The organism is Chryseotalea sanaruensis (assembly GCF_003990915.1).
Classification (GTDB): Bacteria; Bacteroidota; Bacteroidia; order Cytophagales; family Cyclobacteriaceae; genus Chryseotalea; species Chryseotalea sanaruensis.
In genome coordinates this window covers 195,982-220,507 of sequence record NZ_BHXQ01000006.1, presented here as the reverse complement: position 1 = coordinate 220,507, position 24,526 = coordinate 195,982, and the positions used below count along the sequence as shown (strand labels likewise).

20 protein-coding genes are annotated in these 24,526 nt (G+C 39.8%); 15 read left to right on the top strand and 5 right to left on the bottom strand.

Annotation, left to right across the window (positions count from 1 at the left end; all coding sequences use genetic code 11):
- Nucleotides 1-48: 48 nt before the first annotated feature.
- Together SanaruYs_RS16495 and tcmP are read right to left on the bottom strand one after the other, a co-directional pair.
- On the bottom strand, nt 49-615 hold the full coding sequence (locus SanaruYs_RS16495; RefSeq protein WP_127123698.1) for a DUF3109 family protein: 567 nt from the start codon (nt 613-615) through the stop codon (nt 49-51).
- Nucleotides 616-862: 247 nt separating this feature from the next.
- Nucleotides 863-1,699 carry a three-Cys-motif partner protein TcmP gene (gene tcmP, locus SanaruYs_RS16490; protein WP_127123697.1) on the bottom strand — a complete coding sequence of 279 codons (837 nt, stop codon included), beginning with the start codon at nt 1,697-1,699 and terminating at the stop codon, nt 863-865.
- Nucleotides 1,700-1,821: 122 nt separating this feature from the next.
- Here tcmP and SanaruYs_RS16485 point away from each other — a divergent pair, with 122 nt between their 5' ends.
- The 3 genes from SanaruYs_RS16485 to murA all read left to right on the top strand — a co-directional run bounded on the left by SanaruYs_RS16485 (nt 1,822) and on the right by murA (nt 6,240).
- The gene (locus SanaruYs_RS16485) at nt 1,822-4,101 is read left to right on the top strand and encodes an ATP-dependent helicase (RefSeq protein WP_127123815.1); all 2,280 of its coding nucleotides are present in this window, start codon (nt 1,822-1,824) and stop codon (nt 4,099-4,101) included.
- A gap of 29 nt (nt 4,102-4,130) precedes the next feature.
- On the top strand, nt 4,131-4,850 hold the full coding sequence (locus tag SanaruYs_RS16480; RefSeq protein WP_246011928.1) for a DUF4290 domain-containing protein: 720 nt from the start codon (nt 4,131-4,133) through the stop codon (nt 4,848-4,850).
- An 85-nt stretch (nt 4,851-4,935) separates the two neighbouring features.
- The gene (gene murA, locus SanaruYs_RS16475; RefSeq protein WP_127123696.1) at nt 4,936-6,240 is read left to right on the top strand and encodes a UDP-N-acetylglucosamine 1-carboxyvinyltransferase; all 1,305 of its coding nucleotides are present in this window, start codon (nt 4,936-4,938) and stop codon (nt 6,238-6,240) included.
- A 2-nt stretch (nt 6,241-6,242) separates the two neighbouring features.
- Here murA and porU2 read toward each other — a convergent pair whose 3' ends face one another.
- Nucleotides 6,243-11,144 (bottom strand): putative type IX secretion system sortase PorU2, encoded by a 4,902-nt coding sequence (gene porU2 / locus SanaruYs_RS16470; protein WP_160118695.1) that lies wholly within the window; start codon nt 11,142-11,144, stop codon nt 6,243-6,245.
- Nucleotides 11,145-11,327: 183 nt separating this feature from the next.
- Between porU2 and SanaruYs_RS16465 the strand changes: the two genes are divergently transcribed.
- The 6 genes from SanaruYs_RS16465 (at nt 11,328) to SanaruYs_RS16440 (ending at nt 17,292) form a co-directional block, all read left to right on the top strand.
- Nucleotides 11,328-11,669, top strand: a complete 342-nt coding sequence (locus SanaruYs_RS16465; protein ID WP_127123694.1) for a PadR family transcriptional regulator — start codon at nt 11,328-11,330, stop codon at nt 11,667-11,669.
- A gap of 24 nt (nt 11,670-11,693) precedes the next feature.
- The gene (locus SanaruYs_RS16460; protein WP_127123693.1) at nt 11,694-14,087 is read left to right on the top strand and encodes a PspC domain-containing protein; all 2,394 of its coding nucleotides are present in this window, start codon (nt 11,694-11,696) and stop codon (nt 14,085-14,087) included.
- A gap of 344 nt (nt 14,088-14,431) precedes the next feature.
- Nucleotides 14,432-14,863, top strand: coding sequence for a carboxypeptidase regulatory-like domain-containing protein (locus tag SanaruYs_RS16455; protein ID WP_127123692.1), 432 nt, complete (start codon nt 14,432-14,434; stop codon nt 14,861-14,863).
- A 72-nt stretch (nt 14,864-14,935) separates the two neighbouring features.
- Complete coding sequence (locus tag SanaruYs_RS16450) at nt 14,936-15,523, top strand: RNA polymerase sigma factor (RefSeq protein WP_127123691.1); 588 nt, start codon at nt 14,936-14,938, stop codon at nt 15,521-15,523.
- Entirely contained in the window at nt 15,507-16,301 is a 795-nt protein-coding gene (locus SanaruYs_RS16445; protein WP_127123690.1) for a hypothetical protein, read from the top strand. The genes SanaruYs_RS16450 and SanaruYs_RS16445 overlap by 17 nt, the downstream gene beginning before the upstream one ends.
- 4 nt (nt 16,302-16,305) lie before the next feature.
- Nucleotides 16,306-17,292 carry a hypothetical protein gene (locus tag SanaruYs_RS16440; protein WP_127123689.1) on the top strand — a complete coding sequence of 329 codons (987 nt, stop codon included), beginning with the start codon at nt 16,306-16,308 and terminating at the stop codon, nt 17,290-17,292.
- Nucleotides 17,293-17,513: 221 nt separating this feature from the next.
- On the opposite strand, the gene SanaruYs_RS16435 is transcribed toward SanaruYs_RS16440, so the two are convergent.
- Nucleotides 17,514-17,993 carry a hypothetical protein gene (locus SanaruYs_RS16435; RefSeq protein WP_127123688.1) on the bottom strand — a complete coding sequence of 160 codons (480 nt, stop codon included), beginning with the start codon at nt 17,991-17,993 and terminating at the stop codon, nt 17,514-17,516.
- A gap of 52 nt (nt 17,994-18,045) precedes the next feature.
- Between SanaruYs_RS16435 and SanaruYs_RS16430 the strand changes: the two genes are divergently transcribed.
- The 6 genes from SanaruYs_RS16430 to SanaruYs_RS16405 all read left to right on the top strand — a co-directional run bounded on the left by SanaruYs_RS16430 (nt 18,046) and on the right by SanaruYs_RS16405 (nt 22,344).
- Nucleotides 18,046-18,642 carry a TetR/AcrR family transcriptional regulator gene (locus tag SanaruYs_RS16430; RefSeq protein WP_127123687.1) on the top strand — a complete coding sequence of 199 codons (597 nt, stop codon included), beginning with the start codon at nt 18,046-18,048 and terminating at the stop codon, nt 18,640-18,642.
- A gap of 88 nt (nt 18,643-18,730) precedes the next feature.
- Nucleotides 18,731-19,717 carry a 1,2-phenylacetyl-CoA epoxidase subunit PaaA gene (paaA, locus tag SanaruYs_RS16425; protein ID WP_127123686.1) on the top strand — a complete coding sequence of 329 codons (987 nt, stop codon included), beginning with the start codon at nt 18,731-18,733 and terminating at the stop codon, nt 19,715-19,717.
- Nucleotides 19,718-19,763: 46 nt separating this feature from the next.
- Entirely contained in the window at nt 19,764-20,378 is a 615-nt protein-coding gene (locus SanaruYs_RS16420) for a phenylacetic acid degradation b (RefSeq protein ID WP_127123685.1), read from the top strand.
- Nucleotides 20,375-21,130 (top strand): 1,2-phenylacetyl-CoA epoxidase subunit PaaC, encoded by a 756-nt coding sequence (paaC, locus tag SanaruYs_RS16415; RefSeq protein WP_127123684.1) that lies wholly within the window; start codon nt 20,375-20,377, stop codon nt 21,128-21,130. The genes SanaruYs_RS16420 and paaC overlap by 4 nt, the downstream gene beginning before the upstream one ends.
- Nucleotides 21,131-21,140: 10 nt before the next feature.
- Nucleotides 21,141-21,626 (top strand): 1,2-phenylacetyl-CoA epoxidase subunit PaaD, encoded by a 486-nt coding sequence (paaD, locus tag SanaruYs_RS16410; RefSeq protein ID WP_127123683.1) that lies wholly within the window; start codon nt 21,141-21,143, stop codon nt 21,624-21,626.
- Between the two features lie 112 nt (nt 21,627-21,738).
- Nucleotides 21,739-22,344 (top strand): hypothetical protein, encoded by a 606-nt coding sequence (locus SanaruYs_RS16405; RefSeq protein ID WP_127123682.1) that lies wholly within the window; start codon nt 21,739-21,741, stop codon nt 22,342-22,344.
- 260 nt (nt 22,345-22,604) lie between these two features.
- Here SanaruYs_RS16405 and SanaruYs_RS16400 read toward each other — a convergent pair whose 3' ends face one another.
- A complete protein-coding gene (locus SanaruYs_RS16400; RefSeq protein ID WP_127123681.1) occupies nt 22,605-24,467 on the bottom strand; it encodes a DEAD/DEAH box helicase in 1,863 nt (620 codons plus the stop codon).
- Nucleotides 24,468-24,526: the final 59 nt, after the last annotated feature.

Genomic DNA, 24,526 nt, shown 5'->3' with positions numbered 1-24,526 from the left:
CCGCCAACTCCCCTACTCAGCGTCTCTTTAGAGGCGCTGGGTTTTGTATCAGGCAGGCTGCTCAATCTGTTTCACCAACTCCTCATACCAATCCTGTCCATACTTTCTAATGAGCGGATCTTTTAAAAATTTGTAGATAGGTACTTTTAATTCTTTACCCAATGTGCAGGCATCTGAACAAATACTCCACTTGTGGTAATTCACCGCCTCAAAATGTTTTTTCTTAGAAAGGCGTATAGGATATAGGTGACAGGATATCGGTTTCTTGTAGGTAATTTTTCCATCCAGATAAGCCTGCTCAATACCGCACTTCAATACTTTCCTTTCATCATAAATGGCGTACACACATTCTCTTCCTTTAATAATCGGTGTTGACAAATCTCCGTCATCATCTAACACATGGGTCCCCACTTTTTCAATAACGGCAATACCTTCTTTAGATAAATAGGGTTTTACATGCGGATAAATATCTTTAAGTATTTCAAGCTCATCTTCATCAAGAGGTGCACCATAATCACCCTCTACACAACAAGCACCCTTGCACTTCTCCAGGTTACAAACAAACTCCTTGTTCTTGATGTCGTCCGAAACGAGCACCTCTCCTATTTTCATCATAATCTCAAAGGTAAGGGTAAAATCTAAGCTGGCAATTGTTAGATCTCTCTAACTATATCCTATGTCGCTTTAATTAAGCTTCCTTAGTCATCCTCTCCGATGGAGAGGACTGGAGGTGAGGCCATATAAAAGGCTTAAAAGCGACATTGAACTACAATCTCAAAAATTGTTTGGAGGCTTCAGACGGCTGATTGCTAAAGTAAACAAGCCGTCTGAAGCCTTTGGATTCGTGCTTTCCAGTTTAGTTCTAGAATAACTCAATTTGTTGCTGCATACTTTCTTTCACATCTCTGCCCACTGACTTGGCGGATACCTGTTTTGAAAATAGTCCTACATAAAACATAGGCATTTCCATGTATTTTGAATCCAGCTTATGTGCCGACAATGAAACCGACAATCCCAAGGCCAGCATATTATTCTGGTGAGACCTCACCAGCTTCTTATAAAACTCCGTGTTGTTATTCGCAGCCATCACTGAACTTTCGTTGGGGCCAATAAAACACTTTAATTCCTCCCTTTTTTCTTTTTGATAATAGCGATAATCAGTCCGTGAATTGAGCATTAAAGTGTAAGGCACCAAAAAACTGTAGCCCATTTCGGCTAGTTTTTCTATAGCACTAAACTGAAAATTAATGGAGAAGGGATCCAGCAAACAAAGTGTTGCCACCTTATAGTTTTTCTTGCTGGGTGGAATATAAAGCCTAAGCTTATCAATCATATCCTCAACACCCTCTTCAAAAATAACGGAATTACGACCCCGGAAATATTTATTTACCCTTACACGTAATGCCTTTGCCGCCTCTGGCTCAGGTTCCCGCAAAATTATTTTACTAAAAGGCGGATCTTGTCTAAAACCCAATAACGATGGCATAGGAACAATTTCCTTTTGATGGCCGATGGCATAGAATCCGGAGCCAGCAAAAAAATCCACCAACACAATTTCATCAACTCTTCCGGTCGTTTCTGCCAAAAATGCCTGAAAATAATCCTGAATTACTTGAACCTTTACTTTAAACCAAGGCTCTACTGCCGTGACAATGAAGTCATCTTTACTAAAATTATGGAGTATTTTTACAGCAGACATGGAGGCGTGAACAAAAATATAAATAAGCGTTCAGCTTTTCGTTATTCTAAAGAATTTTAAGCGAATGGTGTACACTTTATAAATGGATTGCCCTGCTCGTTCTATATTGCACGTTGCTTATGATGGATTACATAGATACGTTGAATGAACCACAGCGTGAGGGCGTTTTAAACACAGAAGGCCCCTGCATGCTGATAGCCGGAGCGGGTTCAGGAAAGACAAGAGTACTTACTTATCGCATTGCGCATTTAATACAAAGCAAGGGTGTTGATCCTTTCAACATCATGGCTTTAACCTTTACTAATAAAGCTGCCCGCGAAATGCGTGAGCGTATCGAAAAAGTGATTGGCCCGGAAGCGCGCAATCTTTGGATGGGGACCTTTCACTCGGTTTTTGCTCGTGTTTTGCGCGCTGAAGCACATCACCTTGGTTATCCAAGCAACTTCACTATTTACGATACGGACGATTCTAAAAGCTTACTAAGAAGCATTGTAAAGGAAATGCAACTTGACGACAATGTTTACAAACCAAATGTGCTTTATAATCGGATTTCATCAGCCAAAAATAAACTGATTGGCTGGCAAGAGTATTTGGCCAACCCAGAGCTAATGGGCGATGATGCAGCCAATATGCGACCCGAAATTGGTAAGATATACCGAACCTATTCGCTGCGCTGCTTCAAATCCGGTGCAATGGATTTTGATGATTTACTTTTCAACACCGATAAGCTCTTTCGTGAACATTTAGAAGTATTAAATAAATACCAACACCGTATTACTTATGTGTTAGTAGATGAGTTTCAGGATACCAACCTGTGTCAGTACAACATTATTCGAAAGCTCGCTTCGGTACGCGAGAATGTTTGTGTGGTGGGTGATGATGCACAAAGTATTTACGCCTTTCGTGGTGCTGATATTTCTAACATCCTGAATTTCGAGCGTGACTACCCGGATTTAAAAATTATTAAGCTCGAACAGAATTACCGCTCTACACAAAACATTGTGCAGGCTGCCAACTCTGTTATCAAAAAAAATAAAGCACAATTACCTAAAAACGTTTGGACTGCCAACGAAGAGGGTAATCTTATCGAATTGATTAAAGCGGTTTCTGACAATGAAGAAGGTAGACTTGTCGCCTCTTCCATTTTTGAAGAGAAGATGCAGCACCAGCTAAAGTTCAGTGACTTTGCCGTTTTATATAGAACCAACAGTCAGTCGCGTGCTATTGAAGAATCACTTCGAAGACTTAATGTAAAATATAAAGTAGTGGGTGGTCTTTCTTTCTACCAACGTAAAGAGATTAAAGACATACTGGCTTACCTGCGCTACACACTTAACCAGCAAGACGAAGCCTCCTTTCGGAGGATCATCAACTTACCTAAACGAGGCATTGGCGATTCTACTGTCGATAAAATTGTCGTTGCCGCTAACGACCATGGTACTGCTATTTGGGATATTTTACAGAACCCTTCCCCTTTTGTGGGTGGCCGGGCAGCTGCACCCATTGAAGATTTCGTGGCCATGATCAAGCGCTTCCGTTTAGAAACCGAGAGGAAAGATGCCTACGATTGTGCTTTTGAAATTGCTAAAGGTTCGGGCTTGTTGCGCGAATTGTATGAAGATAAAACTGTAGAAGGACTGAGTCGTTATGAAAACGTTCAGGAATTGCTCAACGCCATTAAAGAATTTGTTGATGATAAAGAGCGTGAGGATAAGTCATTAGGATCTTTCTTACAAGAAGTATCGCTGCTTACTAGCAATGATGAAGACAAAGACAAAGATCCGGATAAGGTAACCCTGATGACTATACACATGGCCAAGGGTCTGGAGTTTAAGTATGTGTACATCGTAGGTATGGAGGAAGATTTATTTCCTTCGCAAATGATGTTAAGCAGTCGGGCTGAGTTGGAGGAAGAGCGCAGGTTATTTTACGTAGCTATCACCCGGGCAGAAAAACGGCTGTTTTTATCGTATGCCATTACCCGCTACCGTTTCGGTCGACTCAAAAACTGTGAGCCAAGCCGTTTTTTAGAAGATATTGACTCTGGCTTTTTGCGCATGAGCAATAAAGTAGGTGGCGGTTATCAGTCCACGCCATCGCATAGCAGCGGCAATAGTTCTTATGCCAAAACATTGGTTAGTGGTATCAAGAAAACCATCACCTCCAAACCTGTAGCGCCCAAGCCGTCCGCTCCAGCGGCCTATACGCCTCCTGCCGATTTTGTACCTAGCAATACAGCCAATTTACAGGAAGGCATGAAGGTGGAACACCCCAAATTTGGCTTTGGAATGGTCATTCAGCTAGATACTAGCAGTCCTGATCGCAAAGCCAGAATACAGTTCGATAATTTTGGAGAGAAAACCTTATTGCTTAGCTTTGCTAAACTGAAGATTCATAATTGATCCCAAACGGTCAGTACAAGACCTACGAAATGAAGCACATGATTGGAGAATACAATACATCGCGTCCTGACATTATTTTAAAAGAATACGGACGTAACGTTCAGAAATTAGTAGAATACATTCGCTCACTTCCTGATATAGAGAAGCGTACTGAATTAGCTGCCACACTTATTGAGTTAATCAAACAACTTAACCCTACCATTAAAGAACAGGGCGAAGATCCGCAGCGCATGTGGGATGATTTATACATCATGGCTGATTTCAACTTAGACTTGAACAACCCCTACCCTGTCCCCAAACCTGAAATTCTTCAACGCAAGCCAAATAAAGTAGAATATCCGCAATCACGCATCAAGTTTAAACACTATGGTAAAAACATAGAGTTACTTGTGCAGGAGGCGCTGAAGAAAACAGATCCTGAAGAACGTCAGGATGCCATTATCTATTTAGGTAAATTAATGAAGACTTTCTTTGCCAATTGGAATAAAGAAAATCTGGATGATTCAGTTATTCTACGCGATCTTCAATTGCTATCTAACGGTGCGCTAAATGTCAACATCGAACAAATTCGTGAGGATAATATGTTCGAAAAACTTTATCGCGAACGTAAAACGCCAAGACCGCATGGCAATGGTAATCATGGTAATGTTAGTGGCGGAAGTCATCAAGGAGGTGGCAAACGTCATCCAGGCAACAGACCTTTCAATAAAAACAAGAATAAATTCAGAAGAAGAGACAATAATATTTAATCACTTGTCCCACTTTTATAATCATAAAAAGGTTTCATGTATGTGAAGCCTTTATTTTTTTAACAGCCATTATCACCACTTTACCATGAGTATTTTTAAAATTAAAGGAGGCAAAAAATTAAAGGGCGAAATTATTCCACAAGGCGCCAAAAACGAAGCATTACAAATTGTAAGTGCTGTGCTCCTTACAGATCAACCGGTTACAATCAATAATATTCCAAATATCAGGGATGTAAATAAACTAATTGAACTCATTGGTGATCTGGGTTGCAAGGTTGAAAAACTAAGCAAAGATTCATACCGCTTTACCGCTGCAACAGTTAATGTTAATTTTCTGGAAACTGATGAATACAGAAGCAAGGCAGCAGCTCTTCGAGGTTCTGTCATGTTACTAGGCCCAATACTCGCCCGCTTTGGTAAAGCAAGTTTGCCAAAACCCGGTGGCGATAAAATTGGCAGAAGAAGATTAGACACACACTTTCTCGGCTTTCAAAAGCTGGGCGCCAAATTCAATTTTGATGCTGCAGAACATCTTTTTCAAATTGACGCTTCTGAACTGAAAGGATGCTACATGTTATTGGATGAAGCATCGGTAACCGGAACTGCCAATGTATTGATGGCTGCTGTTTTGGCCAAAGGTACTACCACCATTTATAACGCTGCCTGCGAACCGTACTTACAGCAACTCTGCCTTATGCTAAACCGCATGGGTGCAAAAATATCAGGCGTAGGTTCTAACCTCCTCACTATTGAAGGTGTCGAAAAACTAGGTGGCACAGATCACACACTTCTACCCGATATGATTGAGATCGGTAGCTTCATAGGTCTGGCTGCTATGACACAATCTGAAATCACCATCAAGAATTGCCGCATCGATATGCTCGGCATGATTCCTGATATTTTTAAAAGACTTGGTATTAAAATGGAGTTTAGAGGCGATGATATTTACATCCCTTCTCAAAATATATATGAATTAGAAACATTTATTGACGGTTCTATTCTTACCATTTCCGATGCACCATGGCCAGGATTTACGCCTGACTTAATCAGTATTGTACTGGTAGTGGCTACTCAGGCAAAAGGCACTGTGCTTATTCATCAAAAAATGTTTGAGAGCAGACTCTTCTTCACTGATAAGTTAATTGATATGGGTGCGCAAATTATTTTGTGCGATCCGCATCGTGCAACGGTAATTGGTCTGGAACGCAAACAACAATTACGTGGCATTAAAATGTCATCCCCTGATATACGTGCCGGTGTTGCTTTACTTATTGCAGCGCTTTCTGCCAATGGTGTCAGTGAAATCTCCAACATCGACCAGATTGATCGCGGCTATCAATACATTGACGAACGTTTGAAAAATTTAGGTGCAGATATCGAGCGTATCTAAAATCAGCGCGACAATACTATTTGTCCTTGTTTTAGTACACCATTAGCAAAACGGATTCTGTATAAGTATAAGCCTGTTGGTAATTGATCTTCAATTCGCAGGCTTATATAATTTTTACCCACATGCCAGGCAGTGGCAGACAGACTTCCTTCATATATTAACTTGCCCATGGTATTGATAAGTTCAAGCCATGCTCCTGCAGGAACCTCATTGCCCTTAATCATCAACTCAAAATTTAATACACCGCTATTCGGATTTGGATAAGGAGCAGATAGTGTAGTCTGGTCTTCATCACTTACCTGAAAAGAAATTTCGTAGGGAAGTTCTCCACTTATATTACCGCGACTGTCTTCTGCAAATACTTTTAGTATGTAATTACCTGCTGGTAAATCAACCGGATTAAAAGTAGCGGTAAATGGATTGTCAAGACTCGCTGCTTGCCACACCACGTCAGCTCGTGTAAAGTAAATCGGTGAAGGTATACAGTTCTCATCACATGGATATTGTAACAAAATACGTATACCCACGGTATCTGTTTTTAAAATGAGTTCGTTCTCATCCCAAACGCTTATATCAATTCGTGGATTTGCGGATACAAAATCTCCATGCTCTATAAGTCGTCCATCAATCAAAACACGCAACACCGGACTTTGCTTATCTATTGATACATCAAAAGCATTTTTAAGGCTCAATAAATTGTTATCATAAAATAACTCAGGAACTATCCGTGGATTCACATTTAGCTGAACATCGTTCAATCCTGCTTTTTCAAGGGTTGGCATACTTAATTCAAAGTCAGTGGTATCACCCGGGGCAGGAGCTAAAATTTTAAGTGAAGCGCTTGTTGTTTGGTTTGTTAATTGATTTGTTGAAGTATAATTTACCAAAAGGGAGTCTGAAAAGTTTTTAGTACTAATATTTACAAAGCCAAAATCTTGCGTCCAGGTAAGTCCTTCTTCCAAAACTTTTGTTTCTACAACATCTTGAGTAATCAATATTCCCTCTGCCAGCGATTCATACTCAACCAACCAAAATTGTAATTGCGCTGGTGTAAGCTCGACCTGATCATTGGTTTGATAAACTAAACGGAGGTATGGATAAGTACTGGCATCAATAGCACTTAAATCTGTTGTAGTAGTCTGGTTTTCAAACAGTACAGTTGATGCGCCTGTATTGCTTATGCCGAAAACAGTAACCGCTGCAACATCGTCAGCAGCGGTTTTTGCTTTTAGTTTCAACTGATACCAGTTATTAGCAGGGCCTACTAAAGCAGTTTTCATGGAACCCGAAGCTGTTCTGCCTGTAATCGATCTGTTCACCACAAGCTCTTGTTCTGCTGCGGGCAAAAGTTCTGAGGTAAAAAGTAAAGCCTCCCCCGCTGTTGTCATCTTCTTCCCATAAAACACAAAAGGTTCACCATCATTAATACCGGTAAGTTGTGTTGGGCTAATGCCCACTTCAGCCAGTTTGCTTATTACAGCAGGATTCCAACCGCTCATGACCGGATTACCAATGGAAAACAAGACAACTGAATCACCAATAGCCACATCATTTATTGCCTGTATCAAATCATTCACACCATTTGCGTATACTTCAGTGGGTAAGAAGCTAACAATAATTTGTGGCTCTCTTCCACAAGAACGCGGATCCTGAAAAGTAAAAGGAATTGCAGCATACGGAACTGTACTAATGCGATTAAAAGCCAATAGATTAATCGTATTATCTCTGCATGGCTGCCCTTGTGTGGCCAGATTATACTCCGCTCCGTCAATTTTAACTGACACTTCATTTACAGGTGTGCTATTAAGATCGCCAAAGGTTTTAATCAGCACTGGCGTTACGGTCTCTTCAAAAAATATCTGTTTACTCCCCTCGTCCAACAGCATGTTGGTAGTTGTATTACCAAGGTATTGCGGAAAAGCAATTTGACCCCAACCTTCTGTACTGCCTATTATGTAAGTGAATGAACTAGTCTCCCAGTCATTACTTTCATCAGCAGAAGGATTTAAAAGTCTCGTTCGCCAATAATAAGTAAGGGAATCGTTAGGCAGTAATGTCAAGACTTGCCTTCCTAAAACTTTTGACTCCACAACAAATGTTTTCAACCAATCACTGTTAAAAAGATGACTGGTATCAATCATTACTTGAAAACTGCGCAGTGAGTCTAGTAGGTTTGCACTTTGAAAAACAATTTCTTGCTCAGTAGATTGAACTATACCGAAATTATGTGGAAAGAGATTTTTAGTACCATTCAATGGGATGAATAAATCATAGGATAGTAGATTATTATCCTCCCTTAACTCATTAATTTTTTCATCTGCATCAATGCGAATTTCTAATCTGTTACTGCCGGCAAAAGCTATTGAATTAGGTATCGTGATTACAAGTGTATCCTGGTATAAAACAGGATCAAATATGGAATCATAACTAAATGATGTATTGTCAGATAAAAATCTGTCAACCCTAACGAGCAATTGCTTATCGTCTGCTCTGCCAAAATTTTTAACAACGAGTTTCAAACTGATGGCAGGTGATAGAGAATTTACAGCTTTACCATCTGATGATTCAACTTGAAGTGAAGCGTTTTCAATGTGATAATCTGGCTTTTCAGCACCAAATAATTTGACTGCCGGGTCGCCCAGTAATACCATTTGCTGAACCTGCGAAACGTTGGTTGCTGTAGCGAAAACATTTTCCAAATATCTTCTGGCCACTTCTTTTTGTATATCACCAATACCTTTCTTTAAAAAAGTAGAGTCGCCATAAGCCACCTGATAGAAAAAATCTGAGTAGCGTTTTAGTGTGGATACCAATCCAAAAGAGCTGTGAGCAATAAATCCAACGGCTCCTCTATTTGCTGCATTTACCCAATCCTCTCCAAAGAGAATGCCATCAGCAAAAAATGCACCTGCATTACAACCATTAATCAGCACCATAGGATACTTACCATCATTGGCATAACCCAATACAGGATCAGTTGCAAAACCGATGTCAAAATCAGTAGTAGATGTAGAAGAGTGACCGAAGAAAGTAATTAACCCCAAACCATCATTTACTTCGTTGGAAATGTTTACTAGCTCTTGTGCTTGTAAAGACCTTTTAGCAATTGCAGATACTGAACCACCCAAATAAACATCTTCTGCTACGTTAGCAAAACCTTCCATGTAGCCTTTAAAGGTTTCAGGTTCACCCTCTGCTATGCCACCACTTAAATGAAGTATGCGCTTACGCCACAAATCATTAAAGCCAGCACTTTCCTGTTGAATCACTTTATTAAGATACTGTATGACTTGTCCTGATTGAGTTATACTCAACCTGCCAGTTGCAATGCCTGGTTCATTGGTGTTAGGATCACTCAAGCCAACACTGTACAGCATATCCGAAGCTGGAAAACCAGCAGACGGGACAAAATCCTTATATGTTGTAAAAGCACCAGGATTTCTATAATAACGATTAGTTACATTCAAACCTTTACCAATAATGAATAAATAGTCAGGACGCTTTTTGGTTTCCAGAAATTTAAGAAACCTGAAAACAGCTAATGGTGTACTTTCACCGTAGGTAAATTGATCGCACAACTGATCAATAGTAACGGTTAATGTATCATAGTCACCACCAGCAACGGAGGCTCTGTAATCAGCATAAGCTTTTAATGGATTGGCACTACCCAAAGCAGGCTTTTGAAATTGTTTGTGTGATATAATAAGGTAGTCTGGACTTACTGAATTAAAAGATCTAAATACTACTCGCTTTATACTATTTGGTGTTGTTGTCTGATTGGTAAGTAAAATTTTTCTGGCAGTTTGTGTATTGTCAACTACCCCATTTAATGTAGCTGTTTGTGTTGTGCCTATTTGAATAGGGTTATTCACATCGCTAATATCAAAAACACGTGTTGCTGATGGCGCATTTTGAATTTCCAGATAAGATTTGTTCGCAACATTGGTAGCCATTGTAAACGTACGCTCATTTTCTGAGTTTAGGTTATAAGTTCTTGGCCACTGTACTTTTGCATACGACACACTTACAAAATCTACACCATTGGCACCTGTTACGCTTACACGAATAGTCAAAGTACCTGACGCACCAATGTCAGACCAGGCTAAGTTTGTAGAAAGTGTATTGGTATCAAATCCGAAAAAATTTTGTGTTGATAAAAGACGAAGTGAAGCTGCATTTGCTCCAACATAAATTTCTACTGCATGGTTATTCAATCCTCTTCCCAGCAATTGTAATTCAAGTGTGGGTAAACCACCAGCTACAACTCCCTGACTAATACCCGTAAAGTTTATGTCTGATGTATTATTTTCTCTTACAACAGTTCCTGACCAACCCTCACCTTTGCTAAAGGAGGTGAGGTTAACAAAGCTGTTAAAGGTTTCACCGACAGCATAGGTATTAGAGAAAATTTGTTTCTGTTCCTGTATCTGGTAAGTCTCGGCTGGTAAGGAGCCTGTGTTAACTTGCGAAAAGTTAGTCATACGCTTACCCTGTGCAACCGGATTTACGGTTAGAAAATAATAAGCGGTATCGTTATACAGATTGTAGTAAGTATGCGGAATGCTCGTTGCGGGCTTATAAAGAAAAGCATCTAAGGTGCCATCATTTTTTCTGCCATAAAATTCTAAAAACTCCGAAGCATCAAAAATAGCATCAGCAGGACTTTGTTGGTGTTGCACAACAATAGCTTGCTCTACACCTCTATGAAAAATTTGTAAACGTCTTGGGTCAATTTGGTTAACAGGTACACCCGCTGCTGCAAGATCTGTTTGCGTTAATTTGAAAATACCGTCTTTAGCAATAGGAATTTTAAAGTAAGTCTGGCCAAAATTGATCCATTCATTACCTGTTTGACCAAAACCTAAGACTGGCAACAACGTCAAAAGCCAAAAAATCCTCTTCAAATGCATCTATTCTTCTTTCTGTACCCTCTATACATGGTCTTTTGCGAAGGTAAGTAAAAGCTGGAACATGCATTTTTTTTGTTTTTGAGCACTTTTTAAAAATATTTTAGAAATTTTCATATAGTACTTGGCCATACATAGTACTTTGCCGTATAATATCTCAGAAAGCGATAAAAACGGCTTATGAACCTAGAAAACACACAAGTACAAATGCGAAAGGGTATTCTGGAGTATTGTATACTTCATATTATAGCCCGAGGCGAAGTGTACGCATCCGATATGCTGGATGAACTGACTTCTGCCAAAATGATTGTTGTGGAAGGAACTCTTTATCCCCTGCTGACCAGGTTAAAAAATGCCGGTCTTGTGGAGTATAAATGGGTAGAGTCCAAGTCCGGGCCACCCCGTAAATACTACACCCTGACAGGTGACGGCTCTCATTTTTTAAATGGGCTTACCGAAACTTGGAATGACTTAGTACATTCGGCCTCAATGATAACAGCCAAAACCAGTCTTAACGCCTAATCACCAACCCTGATTAACCTGATTATGAAAAAGAATATAAGCATCAACATCAGCGGCATCATCTTTCACATAGAAGAAGATGGCTACGAATTGCTGCGTAAATACCTTGATTCGGTAAACCGCTACTTCTCAAACTTCGAAGACAGCACCGAAATATTAGCCGATATTGAAGGACGCATTGCAGAAATCTTTTTATCCAAGCTAAACGACAGCAAGCAAGTAATTACTGCTGAGGATGTTAACGCCTTGATGAGTATTATGGGTAGCGTTAACGATTTTAAAGCTGCCGAAGAAAGTGAATTTGCTACCGAGACTACCAGTACTAAGGACTACAGCCAAAAAGAAAAATCTTCCGGCAGTAAGCAGGAAAGTAAAGGTGGAGGCGGATCTTCTACTTACCAAAGCAGTGAACCAAAGCGTTTGTACCGCGATCAGCAACGTCAGTTTCTTGGCGGAGTATGCGCAGGTTTAGCTAACTACTTTAATGTGGATGCGGTATGGATTCGTTTACTCTTTGCCCTTCTTATGTTTGCTTATGGCACTGCCATTCTTTTATACATTATACTATGGATAGCGGTTCCTGGCTCTACTACACTTGAAGAACCTGTAGTGAGTAAGAAATTGTACAGAGACTCCGAAACTAAAGTATTGGGCGGTGTTTCCTCTGGTATTGCCGCATACTTTGGTATTGATGTAGTAGTTGTAAGAATATTATTTCTGATCAGCTTCTTCTTCTTCGGAACAGGATTTTTACTCTACATAATCTTATGGGTTGTATTACCCGAAGCTAAAACGGTAACTGAACGCATGCAGATGCAGGGAGAGCCTGTAACATTATCAAACATTGAATCGAACATAAAAAAAAATATCAATGAAGATGGTGGTAAAGAAGAAAGCACCTTAGCAAAAATATTATTACTGCCATTCCGTGCATTGGCTGCTATACTTACTGCCTTTGGAAAAATTTTGGTGCCTATTGTTGAAGTAATACGACTTGCATTTGGTGTTTCAGTTTCATTAGTGGCTGCAATGCTTATCTTCTGTCTCTTTGTAGTAGGTGGTGTTTTTATGGGTATGGTTACTACTTTCCCAGACTGGCTAAGCTTGGGTCCTATAACTAATTCTACATTCCCGCTTGAAGCATTTACCAATAGCTTCCCTCCGTTCTTTGTTGTTACCTCATTCCTTGTAATACTTATTCCCTTGGTATTTGGCCTTTTATTGGGTATCTCCATTGTTGTAAAACGATTAATCTTTGGTGCAACTATTGGCTGGTCTCTGTTTGCCATGTTTCTGGCATGTGTAATCGTACTCAGCATAATGATTCCACGTATTGTGTATTCATTTAAAGAATCTGGAGAATACAAAGTAGAAAATGAATTTGAACCAAATGGAAAAACACTGGTACTTAACTTGCGTGAGATTGGCTTAGATGATTATAATGCTACCAAACTTACACTTAAAGGGCATGATCAAACTGCGGTTAAATTGGTTCAGCGCTTTGAGGCGCAAGGAGAAACAGCCGCTGTTGCTATTGATAATGCAAAAATGGTTGACTACAATGTAAGCTTCTCCGATTCAATATTAGTTTTTGATTCTAACTTAAAGTTTAAAGACAAGGCATTATTCAGAGCCCAGGAATTAGATATGGTGTTATACATACCCTATAACATGCCATTTATAATGGATAAAGGAGTATGTCGCTTTATATCTCAATATGTATCGTGGGATGATTTTGATAACGAGACTTGGAAAATGACCGAACGTGGTTTGGAGTGCATAACGTGCGAAAGCACTACGACTGCTGATTTAAATTCTACATGGAGTTTTGATGAGGTAGAGATAAGTGGTTACGTAGATGTTACCATAACTGAATCAGATCATTATAGCGTTGAGCTGATTGGAAAAAGTAGTGAAAAAGCTAAATACACTATCGAGCAATCAGGTAATGCATTAGTTATAAAGTACCGTGACTTTAAGGAAGATAAAAATTTCAGCTGGCGTAAAGATATGGTTTTATTCGATGAAGTAGAAATTAGCATATCCATGCCTAATCTAGAGAAGATGCAAGCCAAAGGTGCCGGTAAAATTAACTTCCGTGATTTTACGAGTGACGATGTTGAAATTGAATTACTCGGTGCTTTTCGTGCCAGAGGTCAGTTAACTGCACATCATTTGTTAGTAGATATTAAAGGTGCTTCAGAGTTAGAGTTATCCGGTGAAGCCAATAACCTGGATGCTACTATTGCAGGTGCCTCAAGACTAAAAGCTTACGACTTCGAAGTGCGAGATGCAATTGTCGAAACAATTGGTGTTTCTAGCGCACAATTAACAGCATCAGGCTTACTTGAGTTAAAAGAAGGCGTAGGGAGCTCTATACGCTATAGAGGAAATCCTGAAGAAGTGAAAAAAAATTAAAAAAGTGAAGTAACCGTACAACCCGATACCTAACTTTACGTTATAAAAGCAACCTAAAATTGTAACCCTAACCACCCAGTATATGATTATCATTCTAGCACTCTTGATTATGTTGGTTATCAGTTGGATCTTTTAAACTGAAACCCTAAAGTATATTGAGCCATGCCCCAAAGCATGGCTTTTTTTATGTTATGATTTTTCATCATGAGCTTAATCAAAGTTTACACGCCATAAATAAGCTTGTTATTAAAAAGGAAGAATGCTGGCATCAAAATCAATCCAAAACGATGCAAGTCGGTCAATGAAGCCTCCTATATTTGTTGACTTAAACAAATCTAATTCAAATGAAAAAACTGTTCCTGCTTGTCATTGTAATCTTATTATCTCATAATGTACAAGCCCAGAAACAGGGAATTCGTGGAAAAATAACCTGGTCCTCTGGTAATCAGATGCCTGGCCCTGATAAAAAAAGTAGCACAACAAAAGGGATTAAACGCAAAATCTTTATTTATGAAGTCGCTACCCTTGAGCAGGTGGTTCAGGAAGAAGGATTCTACAAAAATATCAATACAAAGCTGGTAAAAGAGGCAAAAAGCTGCAGAAATGGCCGTTTTCGCATAAAACTCCCGGTTGGTACTTATTCTGTGTTTGTTCAGGAATCCAAAGGGCTTTGGGCTAACCTATTTGATGGCAAAGGACAAATCAATGCGGTTCAAATTAATAATAGCACCTGGACAGAGCTGAACATGAATGTTAATTACATGGCTGCATATTAAAATTTTCGGGAATTTTTGAGAGGCATGCAACCTCCACACCCTAATCTGCATCTTGCCGTTGAAACCTACTGAATGGCATTGACTTTACATAGATTAAATGAGGAGCAATTGTTGGTTGGCTGTCAGAAAAACGACCGCACAGCCCAGCAACAGCTATATTCAAGCTATTCTGGTAAAATGTACGCCCTCTGCTGCCGCTATGTTAAAAACAAAATGGAAGCAGAAGATGTGCTGGTAACAGCCTTCACTAAAGTATTTGATAAGATTGACCAATTTAAGAGCGAAGGCAGTTTTGAAGGCTGGATTAGAAGAATTGTAGTGAACGAAGCCCTGACATGGATTAGGAAAAATAGATCTCTATACCTTGAAACGGATCTTGAAAAAGCTGACTACGAACCTGACTACGACAAACTAAGCGATCATCTTGAAACAGAAGACCTGCTTCGTATGATTCAAGCTTTACCCACAGGCTATCAGTTGGTTTTTAACCTCTATGCCATTGATGGCTATTCCCACAAAGAAATTGCAGAGCAGCTTAATATAAGCGAGAATACTTCTAAGTCACAGTTAAGCAGAGCCCGTGTTTATTTACAGAAATTATTAGCCCAACAAGATTGGGATGTACAACAAAAAATTAAAAGCGATGAAGGCACCAATTGATAAACTCTTTCGCGAGAAGCTGGCAGTGCACAGCCTGGATGTGCCCCCAATGGCTTGGGATAAAATTGAAAGCAATTTGCCGAAAAAAAACAACTCATTTTTTTGGCTTAAGATTGCTGCCAGCTTTGTATTGCTAATTGCTGCAGCCATACTATTGTGGCCTCGCGAACAATATACTCCACTTTTGGCTGACCACAATAAGCCAACAGAGAAAGCGATAAGCAATAAACAAAACGAAAAAGAAAAATCAGAGAAAGAGAAAACAGAAAAAGAAGCGCTACAAACAGAGAAAGCAAAAAGTAATGCTGTTAAGAAGGATGAAGAAACAGAAAATAAAAAATCTGTAAAGCCCAACACTAAAACAGTACCGCAAAAAACTTCGGTACCTGTAATGAATTTTTCAAAGCAAGAATCTTTTATTGCCAACAACGATACGCCTGATACTAAAAAGGAGTTAAATGCTGTGAAGGATGACAACACCATTGTTAAGGTTGATAAAGACCCAATAATAATTACTAATGAAGCAGTTGTAGCTACTGCAAACAATCAACAAAGTAATACCATTATACTAGCAGCTAATGATGTTTCAAAATATTTAAAAAATACTTCAATGGCTGATGCAACCAATGAAGAAGAAAACACATCTTCATTTCGTAAGCTGTTAGACAAAGCAGCAGACCTGAAAAATTCAGATTCAGGTTTGAGCGAACTCCGACAGAAGAAAAATGAAATTCTGGCGCTGAATTTCCGAAATGATAAACGTGAACGAAATAACTAATTCCATGACAAAGACTTTAATCACTTCTGCCCTACTTCTGTCTTTCTTAATAAGTGCAAATGCACAAACAAAAAAGCCGGATACTGTAATTGTTGAACTCGCTAGATCAAGTAAACTGATTTTTACTATCAGCGATAAATCTGATTTACCAACACTCAAAGCATACGACTATCAGGCGCTCTTCAAAGATATACTTGCAAAAATAGAAGCAAAAGATACTGCACTTGTTGCTGTTACGCCTACGCTTACAGAAAAAACTTTTAACAAAGAGGATTGGGGCGATTTTGATGATAACAATAAGGATGAAGATAGTGACTGGAACTATAGCCGTAGTAAATCAAAGACTTATAAGAGAAAAAATAAAGGCTTCTTTAATTTCGACCTGGGTACCAATAACATCCTGGCTGATGGTAAATTCCCTGATGAAAACAATGAAGATTATGCCGTAAGACCATGGGGTAGCTGGTACGTTGGATTCAACTCCATTCAGAAGATTAGAATAACAGGCAAATTCTATACTGAACTAGGACTTGGCATCAGCTGGTACAACTTCAAGTTTCAAAATGATGGCCTGGTGCTGACAAAGGGGGACGAGGAAGTAATATTTTCTCAACCACTTCCTGAAATTAATCCGATCAAGAGTAAACTCACTGCCAGCTACATCAATGTATCAGTAGTGCCTGTAATAGACTTTGGTAGTCGTCCACACAAGTCATTACTTTGGGGCAACAGCGATGCATTCAGAATGGGTATTGGTGCGTATGCCGGTTATAGAATAAGTAGTTATGCAAAACAAGTGTATAATATTGATGGTGATAAAGAGCGCGAACGTACACGTAGCAATTTCTATCTCAATAATATTCGCTATGGCGCCCGTTTGCAAATGGGCTACAGAGGAACCGACATCTTTGTAAACTATGACCTCAACGAGTTATTCGTAGAAAACAAAGGTCCTAAAGTTAATGCGTTCAGCTTTGGCGTGATCTTTTAAGAATACCACATTACACAACTAAAAGTCATCAATGGTTTTATCATTGATGACTTTTTCTAAGAAATTAGTTTTTAAACAGATCAGAAACTCTGTGAGCTGAGCGATAACTCATTTGTTGATCCAACCTCGAGCTTCTAACCTCGGACTTCAATCTTAATTATCTCAATGAGAAAGCTACTGAGTGTTAGTTAGGACAATATTAAATATACTTGTCCAATAATTTATAATCCATGAATCACATCACGTTCGGATGGCTTTAGTTTCAGGTCAGCACATAAGCGATGGCGACTAGGCCAGAACAAGAGAAAAAACAAGAGGTAAATACAATAGACCATTAACAGCCATTCCCAATTAAAAAGGTAAATCGTAAGTGTAAGCATCAGCGAGCCTGATAGTAAAATCGCAGCCCGTACCAAACTGACTTTGACATAATCATCCATTCGCTCACCTAAACTGGCTTTTGCAATGCTTTTTGCCAGTAGAATGCGTGATAGTACTGCAACAATGGAGGCATCCATAAATGCGGCTCCTATAAGTACATATAAAATAATACTTTCATCTTCCATGCTCATCACCGGTGCCACGACTTTTGTCATCATCAGGTAGAAAAGCAACATAAAGAGCAAAATACCACTGAAGAAAATGATCAATGTTATGTTTTGAAGCCTTGAAAAATATTCAGTGATTGAATTGTAGCGCATACACGAATTACTATGGCAAATTATTCATATTTTTGAATAAAGTGTTGTTATCATGGGAGAAGTACTATCAAGCTCATCAAGAAAGGCACAAGTAATACGAGTAGCTGCCGAGTTGTTCCGTGAAAAAGGTTACGTGGCCTCCAGCATGCGAGACTTGGCACAGAAGCTAGGCATAGAAGCAGCAAGTCTCTACTCCCATATTAAATCAAAGGAAGAGATTCTTCACATCCTTTGTTTCGACATGGCTGAAGACTTTATGGTTTCGCTAAATCAGGTTGAGAAACAACAAAACTTAACGGCTAGCCAAAGGCTACAGCAAGGCATCATCGGGCATATTCAGGTAATGGCGCGCGATTTAACCGCTTCTGCCGTTTTCATGAACGAACACCGTCACCTAAGTCAGCCTTTTCTGCGCGACTTTCTGCTGCTGCGCATAAACTACATTAATCGCTTTAAAAAAATGATTGAGGATGGTGTAGCTGATGGGGAATTCAAGAAAGAAATTGACAAAAAACTGGCCGTAATGACCCTTTTCTCCTCTCTTAACTGGATGCCACAATGGTATAACCCTGATTCGGTAATAGACCCCGAATCTTTAGGGAAGCAATTAGCCGACATGCTGGTAAATGGCCTGAAACAAAATAGGTAAAATACTTGTTTTACTAACGATTGTTAGCTCATATAGCGCTTTGCTATTATATTTGAACAATCGATTGAATACTTAAAAAACGTAGATTATGTACGGAGGCGGAAATACCTTTGAAGGCATCAAGACAGATAGTCTTTCCCAAGAAGATCCACAAAAATTGGCCGAATTTGAAGCACGTATTGCGCGAGGGGAAAAGATAGAACCAGGTGACTGGATGCCCGACATGTATCGTAAACAACTTATTCGAATGATCGAACAACATGGTCATAGCGAAATTATAGGAGCCTTGCCAGAAGGTACCTGGATTACGCGTGCACCTGGTTTTAAGCGCAAACTTTCGCTCATGGCCAAAGTGCAGGATGAAGTTGGTCATGCGCAGCTATTATACAGCGCGGCAGAAACCTTAGGCAAATCACGCGAGCAAATGCTTGACGACCTCATTACAGGTAAATCCAAATATTCAAACATTTTTAACTACCCCGCTTTTACGTGGGCTGATTCATGTTTTATATCGTGGTTGGTAGATGCTGGAGCCATTGTTAACCAATTGGCTAATGCTAAGGGTAGTTATGGTCCGTATTGCAGAGCCTTAGAGCGTATTTGTGCTGAAGAATCCTTCCACTTAAAATATGGACACCATTGTGTAATCTATTTGGCAAGTGGTACTGATAAGCAAAGACAGATGTTTCAAGAAGCACTTAACCGTTGGTGGGCACCTATGATGCACTTCTTCGGACCTTCAGATAAAATTTCTGCACACACTGAAGTTTTAATGAAATGGAAAGTGAAAATGAGTACCAACGATGATCAGCGCAATCAGTTTTTAGATATGTATGTTCCTAAAATTTGGGAACTTGGCTTTACTATTCCTGATCCTAAGCTTAAGAAAAATACAGAAACAAATAAGTGGGAATACACTGAACCCGACTGGGAAGAATTTAAGCGTGTTATCAATGGCGATGGCCCTTGTAACAAAGAAAGGCTTGAAGTAAGACGCATAGCAGAAGAAAGAGGACGCTGGGTGAGAGAAGCCCTGAAATCACCTTCAATGCGTTACGTTACTCCACTGGCTTAATTACAACTACACATTTGTATGCCGCTGAGAGGCGGCATTTTTTATTATGAAATCACTTGATCCACGTGTTAACAGACTTCCAGGGTTCGGCCAAGGAGAGGTGCAGCCAAAAGCGGCCCTCGACCAGTTAGGTACTTATGAAGTTTTTGTTCAAGCCAAAGAAGGAAAACCTTTTCAACATGAAGGTATCGTACACGCTTCAGATATTGAATTAGCATACATTCTTGCCAAGGAAACTTTCACCAGAAGATTTACCTGTGTGTCGTTATATGTAACCGATACACGCGATGTATATGTGTCTCCACTAAGCGAGGGTCAAACAAGTGCCTATGATCTTTTGCCAGCCGCTGAAGTACAACAAGGTGAGCAAGAAATGTATGAAGTCTACCACTTAGTAAAGCGTGGCAAGCAACATGTACATGCAGGCGAAGTCTCGGCTAGCTCACCGCAAGGTGCTATGCAAGTTGCCAAGCAGCAATTAGGTGTGGGCAAAGTAGTTTACAACGTATGGGTTATTCGCAAAAAGGCTATACGATACACCACAGATACTGATAAAGATTTATGGCTAACACTACCCGATAAAAAATACCGCGATGCTTCCGATTATAAAGCCGGAGATAAGCTTACCGCATTTTTAGAAAAAGCAAAACACGCAGTATGAACCAACTAGCTATTAAAGAACTACTATATAAAATTGCTGACGACCAGTTGATACTCGGTCACAGAAACTCTGAATGGACAGGCTTTGGTCCTATGTTAGAGGAAGACATTGCCTTTTCCTCTATGGCACAAGACAAGGTTGGCCATAGTTATGCCATTTACCAGATACTCAATAAACTTGGTGAGCAGGAACCTGATACGGTTGCCTTTATGCGTAACGCCAACCAGTTTCACAATAGCCAATTGGTAGAGTTACCAAATTGTGAATATGATTTCAGTTTGATCCGACATTTCTTGTACGATACAGCAGAAATTATTCGCTTTGAAATGTTGAGCCAATCGACTTACGAACCCATAGCAGAACTATCCAGAAAAATTAAAGGAGAGCTAAAGTACCATACACTGCATGCCAATACATGGATAAAAAAACTAGGCAATGCAACTGAAGAAAGTATTAGCCGATTGCAAAACTCACTCGAAAAAGCCCTACCGTATGCTTTGGGACTTTTTGAAGAATCTCCATACGAAAAGGAATTAACAGCAGAAGGTATTTTTGAAGGTGAAGCAAGCCTGGAGAAACGCTGGAGACAAAAGGTTGAGGAGTTGTTAAATCAAACGCAATTACAATTACCTGATTGGAATAGTGTAAGCCCGGTAATAGGTGGACGTCTGGGAAAACACACTGAACACTTGCAGCCACTGTTGGATGAGATGAGTGAAGTATTTCGCATTGACCCGGGTGCAGAGTGGTAAAGCAAAACGTATGAGATTTTCAAAGACAGATATACTCACTTTATTAGAAGATGTGAAGGACCCGGAAATTCCGGTACTCTCATTGGTAGATCTTGGTGTTATAACTGACGTAGTTATTGCAGGAGAAACTGTTCATGTAGAAATGACACCTACTTTTGTTGGATGCCCCGCACTCGACTATATGAAGCAAGAAGTAATTGAAAAGTTGCAGAGTAGTGGCATTGTAAACCCAACTGTAAATATTTCATTTAAGGAACCCTGGAACAGCGATAAAATCTCAGAGAAAGGAAAAGCTGCCCTTAAGCAATTTGGCCTCGCTCCTCCCCCTTCAACGCACTTATTTACGGATATAGAAGTACTAGAACATGTGCCTTGCCCGCGCTGTGAGGGTGTGAATACAGAATTGAAAAACCCATTTGGTCCCACGCTCTGCAGATCTATACATTATTGTAACGATTGTAGAGAGGCATTTGAGCAGTTTAAGCCTGTTTCATAACTGATTTGAACCAAAACTCAGGTAAAAGTTACACAGCTTATAAAAAGATGGTGTTTAGCACCAACATTTTTCTACTTTAGCGCGTATTGTAATCAAATCAGAGCCCGATTCAATGTATAAAATCGTTTTCGTAGGCAGTACCAGTTTGCTTCTGGCGTTTATGCTAAGCTGTAAAGAGCAAAAGTCAAGAACTGCCGAAACACACTTTACTAAAGAGGATTCGATTACAGATCGTTATTTGGTGCTGCAAGACAGCCTTTTGTATGTCTGGAATTTGATGATCAATGATGACAATCAAAAATTGAAGGCCATGAGCAATGTGCTCCACGAATTGTCCATCGGAAAACAAGCCAGCAATGAAGACATAGAAGTGCTTCAAAAACGATTAGAACAACTACCTAGAATTCGTTTTACTCAAAGGACAATGCATAATCCTGATGTTATTGAAGAGTATGATTTCGCTTCAAACAATGTAATGTCAGAAATCATTTCGTTAACCGTTGGCTCTCCTAATTATGAGCAGAACACTACACTTCAAAATTTAGTTGAACTTATTAATTTGGCAGATCAGCGAACACTGCTTTACCGTGCTGATTATGATGCTATCGCCAACAGTTACAATACTTTTTTAGAAAGAAATCTAAAAGCTTTGAGGTCAATTGATGCTACCTGTTCAGAGGAGAAAAAGGCACTTTTTGAAATTTCGCAAAGCGAATAAATAATTAGTATCCTGACACAAACAACTTCAGGGCAAGTATCAGGATTTGAGAATTTACTGGATTAGCAAAATTAAATCAATCTCTCTATTTAGATTTCCTCAGAAAATTGTTTAGAGGCAGATGGAAATCTAATTAGGATTTAAAAGATGATTCCAATCTGATTTACAAGGAGTTTGCTTGTCTTATGAACACGATCCTGCTAATCGTTAAATCTGTTTACTCACCCTGTTAAGGATGAGTAAACAAATCTCTGTTAATCTTATTTAGAGCGTCTCTCTCTGCCACCTGCAGAAGGGCGTCTGTCATTTCTATCACTTGAATAAGAACGCTTTCTTGAATCTGAAGAACGTGATTCTCCACCACTTCTGGATTCACCTCCATACGATCTTCCTCTAGAGGAAGATGATGACGATGATGAGTAAGAGCGTTCACGTGAACCACCTGAGCGTCCACCACGGCTTGCACCGCCCTCGCCTCCTCCTGCTCCTGAAGTAATCTCTACACGCACCATGCGACCTTTATATTCCATACCATGCAAGTTGTCTTGCACCAGTTTAGAAACTTCTTTATTCACTTCAATAAAAGAGTAAGCACCCTTTAAGTCAATACGACCAATCGCATCGCCTTTTACACCACAACGGTCGCATACCATACCCAGGAATTTACCGGCATCCAGGCCGTCCATCTTTCCTAAGTTGATAAACAAACGATCTCCATTTACAAAACGCTCTCCGCGTTCTGCACGGTCACCACGATCACTGCGTTCACCACGCTCTGAACGTTCGCCTTTATCAGCGCGATTCAAATCAGGTGCATCTCTGTAATAATCTAGTAAGTGGTTAAACTCAAGGAAAGTAAAACGTTTGATTACATCCTCTTTGCTTAAGTCTTTCATTTCTTCCATTACAGCCGGAAGGAATTTCCCTACTTCGCTTTCTACCACTTGCACATCGCGTAAACGGTGCACTAAGCTTACTAAACGTTGTTGGCAAACTTCTGGACCCGTAGGTACTTGCTTGCGTTCAAATTTAGTATTAACCACTTTTTCAATCTGGCGTATTTTACCAACTTCTCTTTTTGTAATAATTGCCATTGAAATACCTTTTTTACCGGCACGAGCAGTTCTACCGCTTCGGTGAGTATAAAATTCAATTTCGTCTGGCAGGTTCATGTGAATAACGTGTGTGATGTTACTCACGTCAATACCGCGCGCAGCCACATCCGTTGCCACTAAAAACTGTAAAGTCTTTTCTTTGAAATTGCGCATTACTTTATCGCGCTGTTGCTGGGTCAGATCACCATGTAAAGCATCTGCATTGTAACCGTCTTTAATAAGACTTTCGGCTACTTTCTGTGTATCAATTTTTGTACGACAGAAAATTACCGCAAAAATGTCAAGGTTAAAATCTACAATACGTTTTAATGCAGGGTAACGATCTCTCTCATCTACCAAAACATATTGGTGTTCGATGTTTACGTTTCCCTGGTTTTTTGTGCCCATTGTTACTTCAGCAGGATCAGTCATGTAATGACTGGCAATGGCACGTACTTCGCGTGGCATAGTTGCTGAGAACAACCAAACATTCTTAGTGTCTGGTGTATCTGCTAAAATAGTGTCGATATCTTCTTTAAAGCCCATGTTCAACATTTCATCCGCTTCGTCAAGTACCACAAAACGGATTGAAGAAATATTAACAGCTTTACGGTCCATCATATCCATAAGGCGACCAGGAGTTGCCACTACGATATGCGCACCGCGTTTTACTTTTTTAATTTGTTCCATGATGCTGGCTCCACCATAAATAGCCACAATGTTTAGCGGCTTTACATTTTGGGAGAAGTTTTCCAGATCACTGGTGATTTGTAAACACAATTCACGTGTTGGCGCTAATACCAGGGCTTGCGTTGTTCTAACATCCTGATCTAAAAGTTCGATCAGTGGTAGACCAAAGGCAGCGGTTTTACCGGTACCAGTTTGAGCAAGCGCAACCATATCTCTACCATTTCTTTCGAGTAGTACGGGTATTGCTTTTTCCTGGATAGGAGTTGGCGTTTCGAAACCCATCTTAGTGACGGTTTCAACAAGGGCTTGTGACAAGCCCAATGCTTGGAAAGTTGACATTACTAATTTCTGTTAAGTGAAAAATATCACCTCAGGCAGAAAAAGTATGTCACCAATTT

Coding starts and splice junctions, on each gene's coding strand:
- SanaruYs_RS16495 (WP_127123698.1), bottom strand. CDS start 615: ATGATGAAAATAGGAGAGGTGCTCGTTTCGGACGACATCAAGAACAAG.
- tcmP (WP_127123697.1), bottom strand. CDS start 1,699: ATGTCTGCTGTAAAAATACTCCATAATTTTAGTAAAGATGACTTCATT.
- SanaruYs_RS16485 (WP_127123815.1), top strand. CDS start 1,822: ATGGATTACATAGATACGTTGAATGAACCACAGCGTGAGGGCGTTTTA.
- SanaruYs_RS16480 (WP_246011928.1), top strand. CDS start 4,131: ATGAAGCACATGATTGGAGAATACAATACATCGCGTCCTGACATTATT.
- murA (WP_127123696.1), top strand. CDS start 4,936: ATGAGTATTTTTAAAATTAAAGGAGGCAAAAAATTAAAGGGCGAAATT.
- SanaruYs_RS16465 (WP_127123694.1), top strand. CDS start 11,328: ATGAACCTAGAAAACACACAAGTACAAATGCGAAAGGGTATTCTGGAG.
- SanaruYs_RS16460 (WP_127123693.1), top strand. CDS start 11,694: ATGAAAAAGAATATAAGCATCAACATCAGCGGCATCATCTTTCACATA.
- SanaruYs_RS16455 (WP_127123692.1), top strand. CDS start 14,432: ATGAAAAAACTGTTCCTGCTTGTCATTGTAATCTTATTATCTCATAAT.
- SanaruYs_RS16450 (WP_127123691.1), top strand. CDS start 14,936: ATGGCATTGACTTTACATAGATTAAATGAGGAGCAATTGTTGGTTGGC.
- SanaruYs_RS16445 (WP_127123690.1), top strand. CDS start 15,507: ATGAAGGCACCAATTGATAAACTCTTTCGCGAGAAGCTGGCAGTGCAC.
- SanaruYs_RS16440 (WP_127123689.1), top strand. CDS start 16,306: ATGACAAAGACTTTAATCACTTCTGCCCTACTTCTGTCTTTCTTAATA.
- SanaruYs_RS16435 (WP_127123688.1), bottom strand. CDS start 17,993: ATGCGCTACAATTCAATCACTGAATATTTTTCAAGGCTTCAAAACATA.
- SanaruYs_RS16430 (WP_127123687.1), top strand. CDS start 18,046: ATGGGAGAAGTACTATCAAGCTCATCAAGAAAGGCACAAGTAATACGA.
- paaA (WP_127123686.1), top strand. CDS start 18,731: ATGTACGGAGGCGGAAATACCTTTGAAGGCATCAAGACAGATAGTCTT.
- SanaruYs_RS16420 (WP_127123685.1), top strand. CDS start 19,764: ATGAAATCACTTGATCCACGTGTTAACAGACTTCCAGGGTTCGGCCAA.
- paaC (WP_127123684.1), top strand. CDS start 20,375: ATGAACCAACTAGCTATTAAAGAACTACTATATAAAATTGCTGACGAC.
- paaD (WP_127123683.1), top strand. CDS start 21,141: ATGAGATTTTCAAAGACAGATATACTCACTTTATTAGAAGATGTGAAG.
- SanaruYs_RS16405 (WP_127123682.1), top strand. CDS start 21,739: ATGTATAAAATCGTTTTCGTAGGCAGTACCAGTTTGCTTCTGGCGTTT.
- SanaruYs_RS16400 (WP_127123681.1), bottom strand. CDS start 24,467: ATGTCAACTTTCCAAGCATTGGGCTTGTCACAAGCCCTTGTTGAAACC.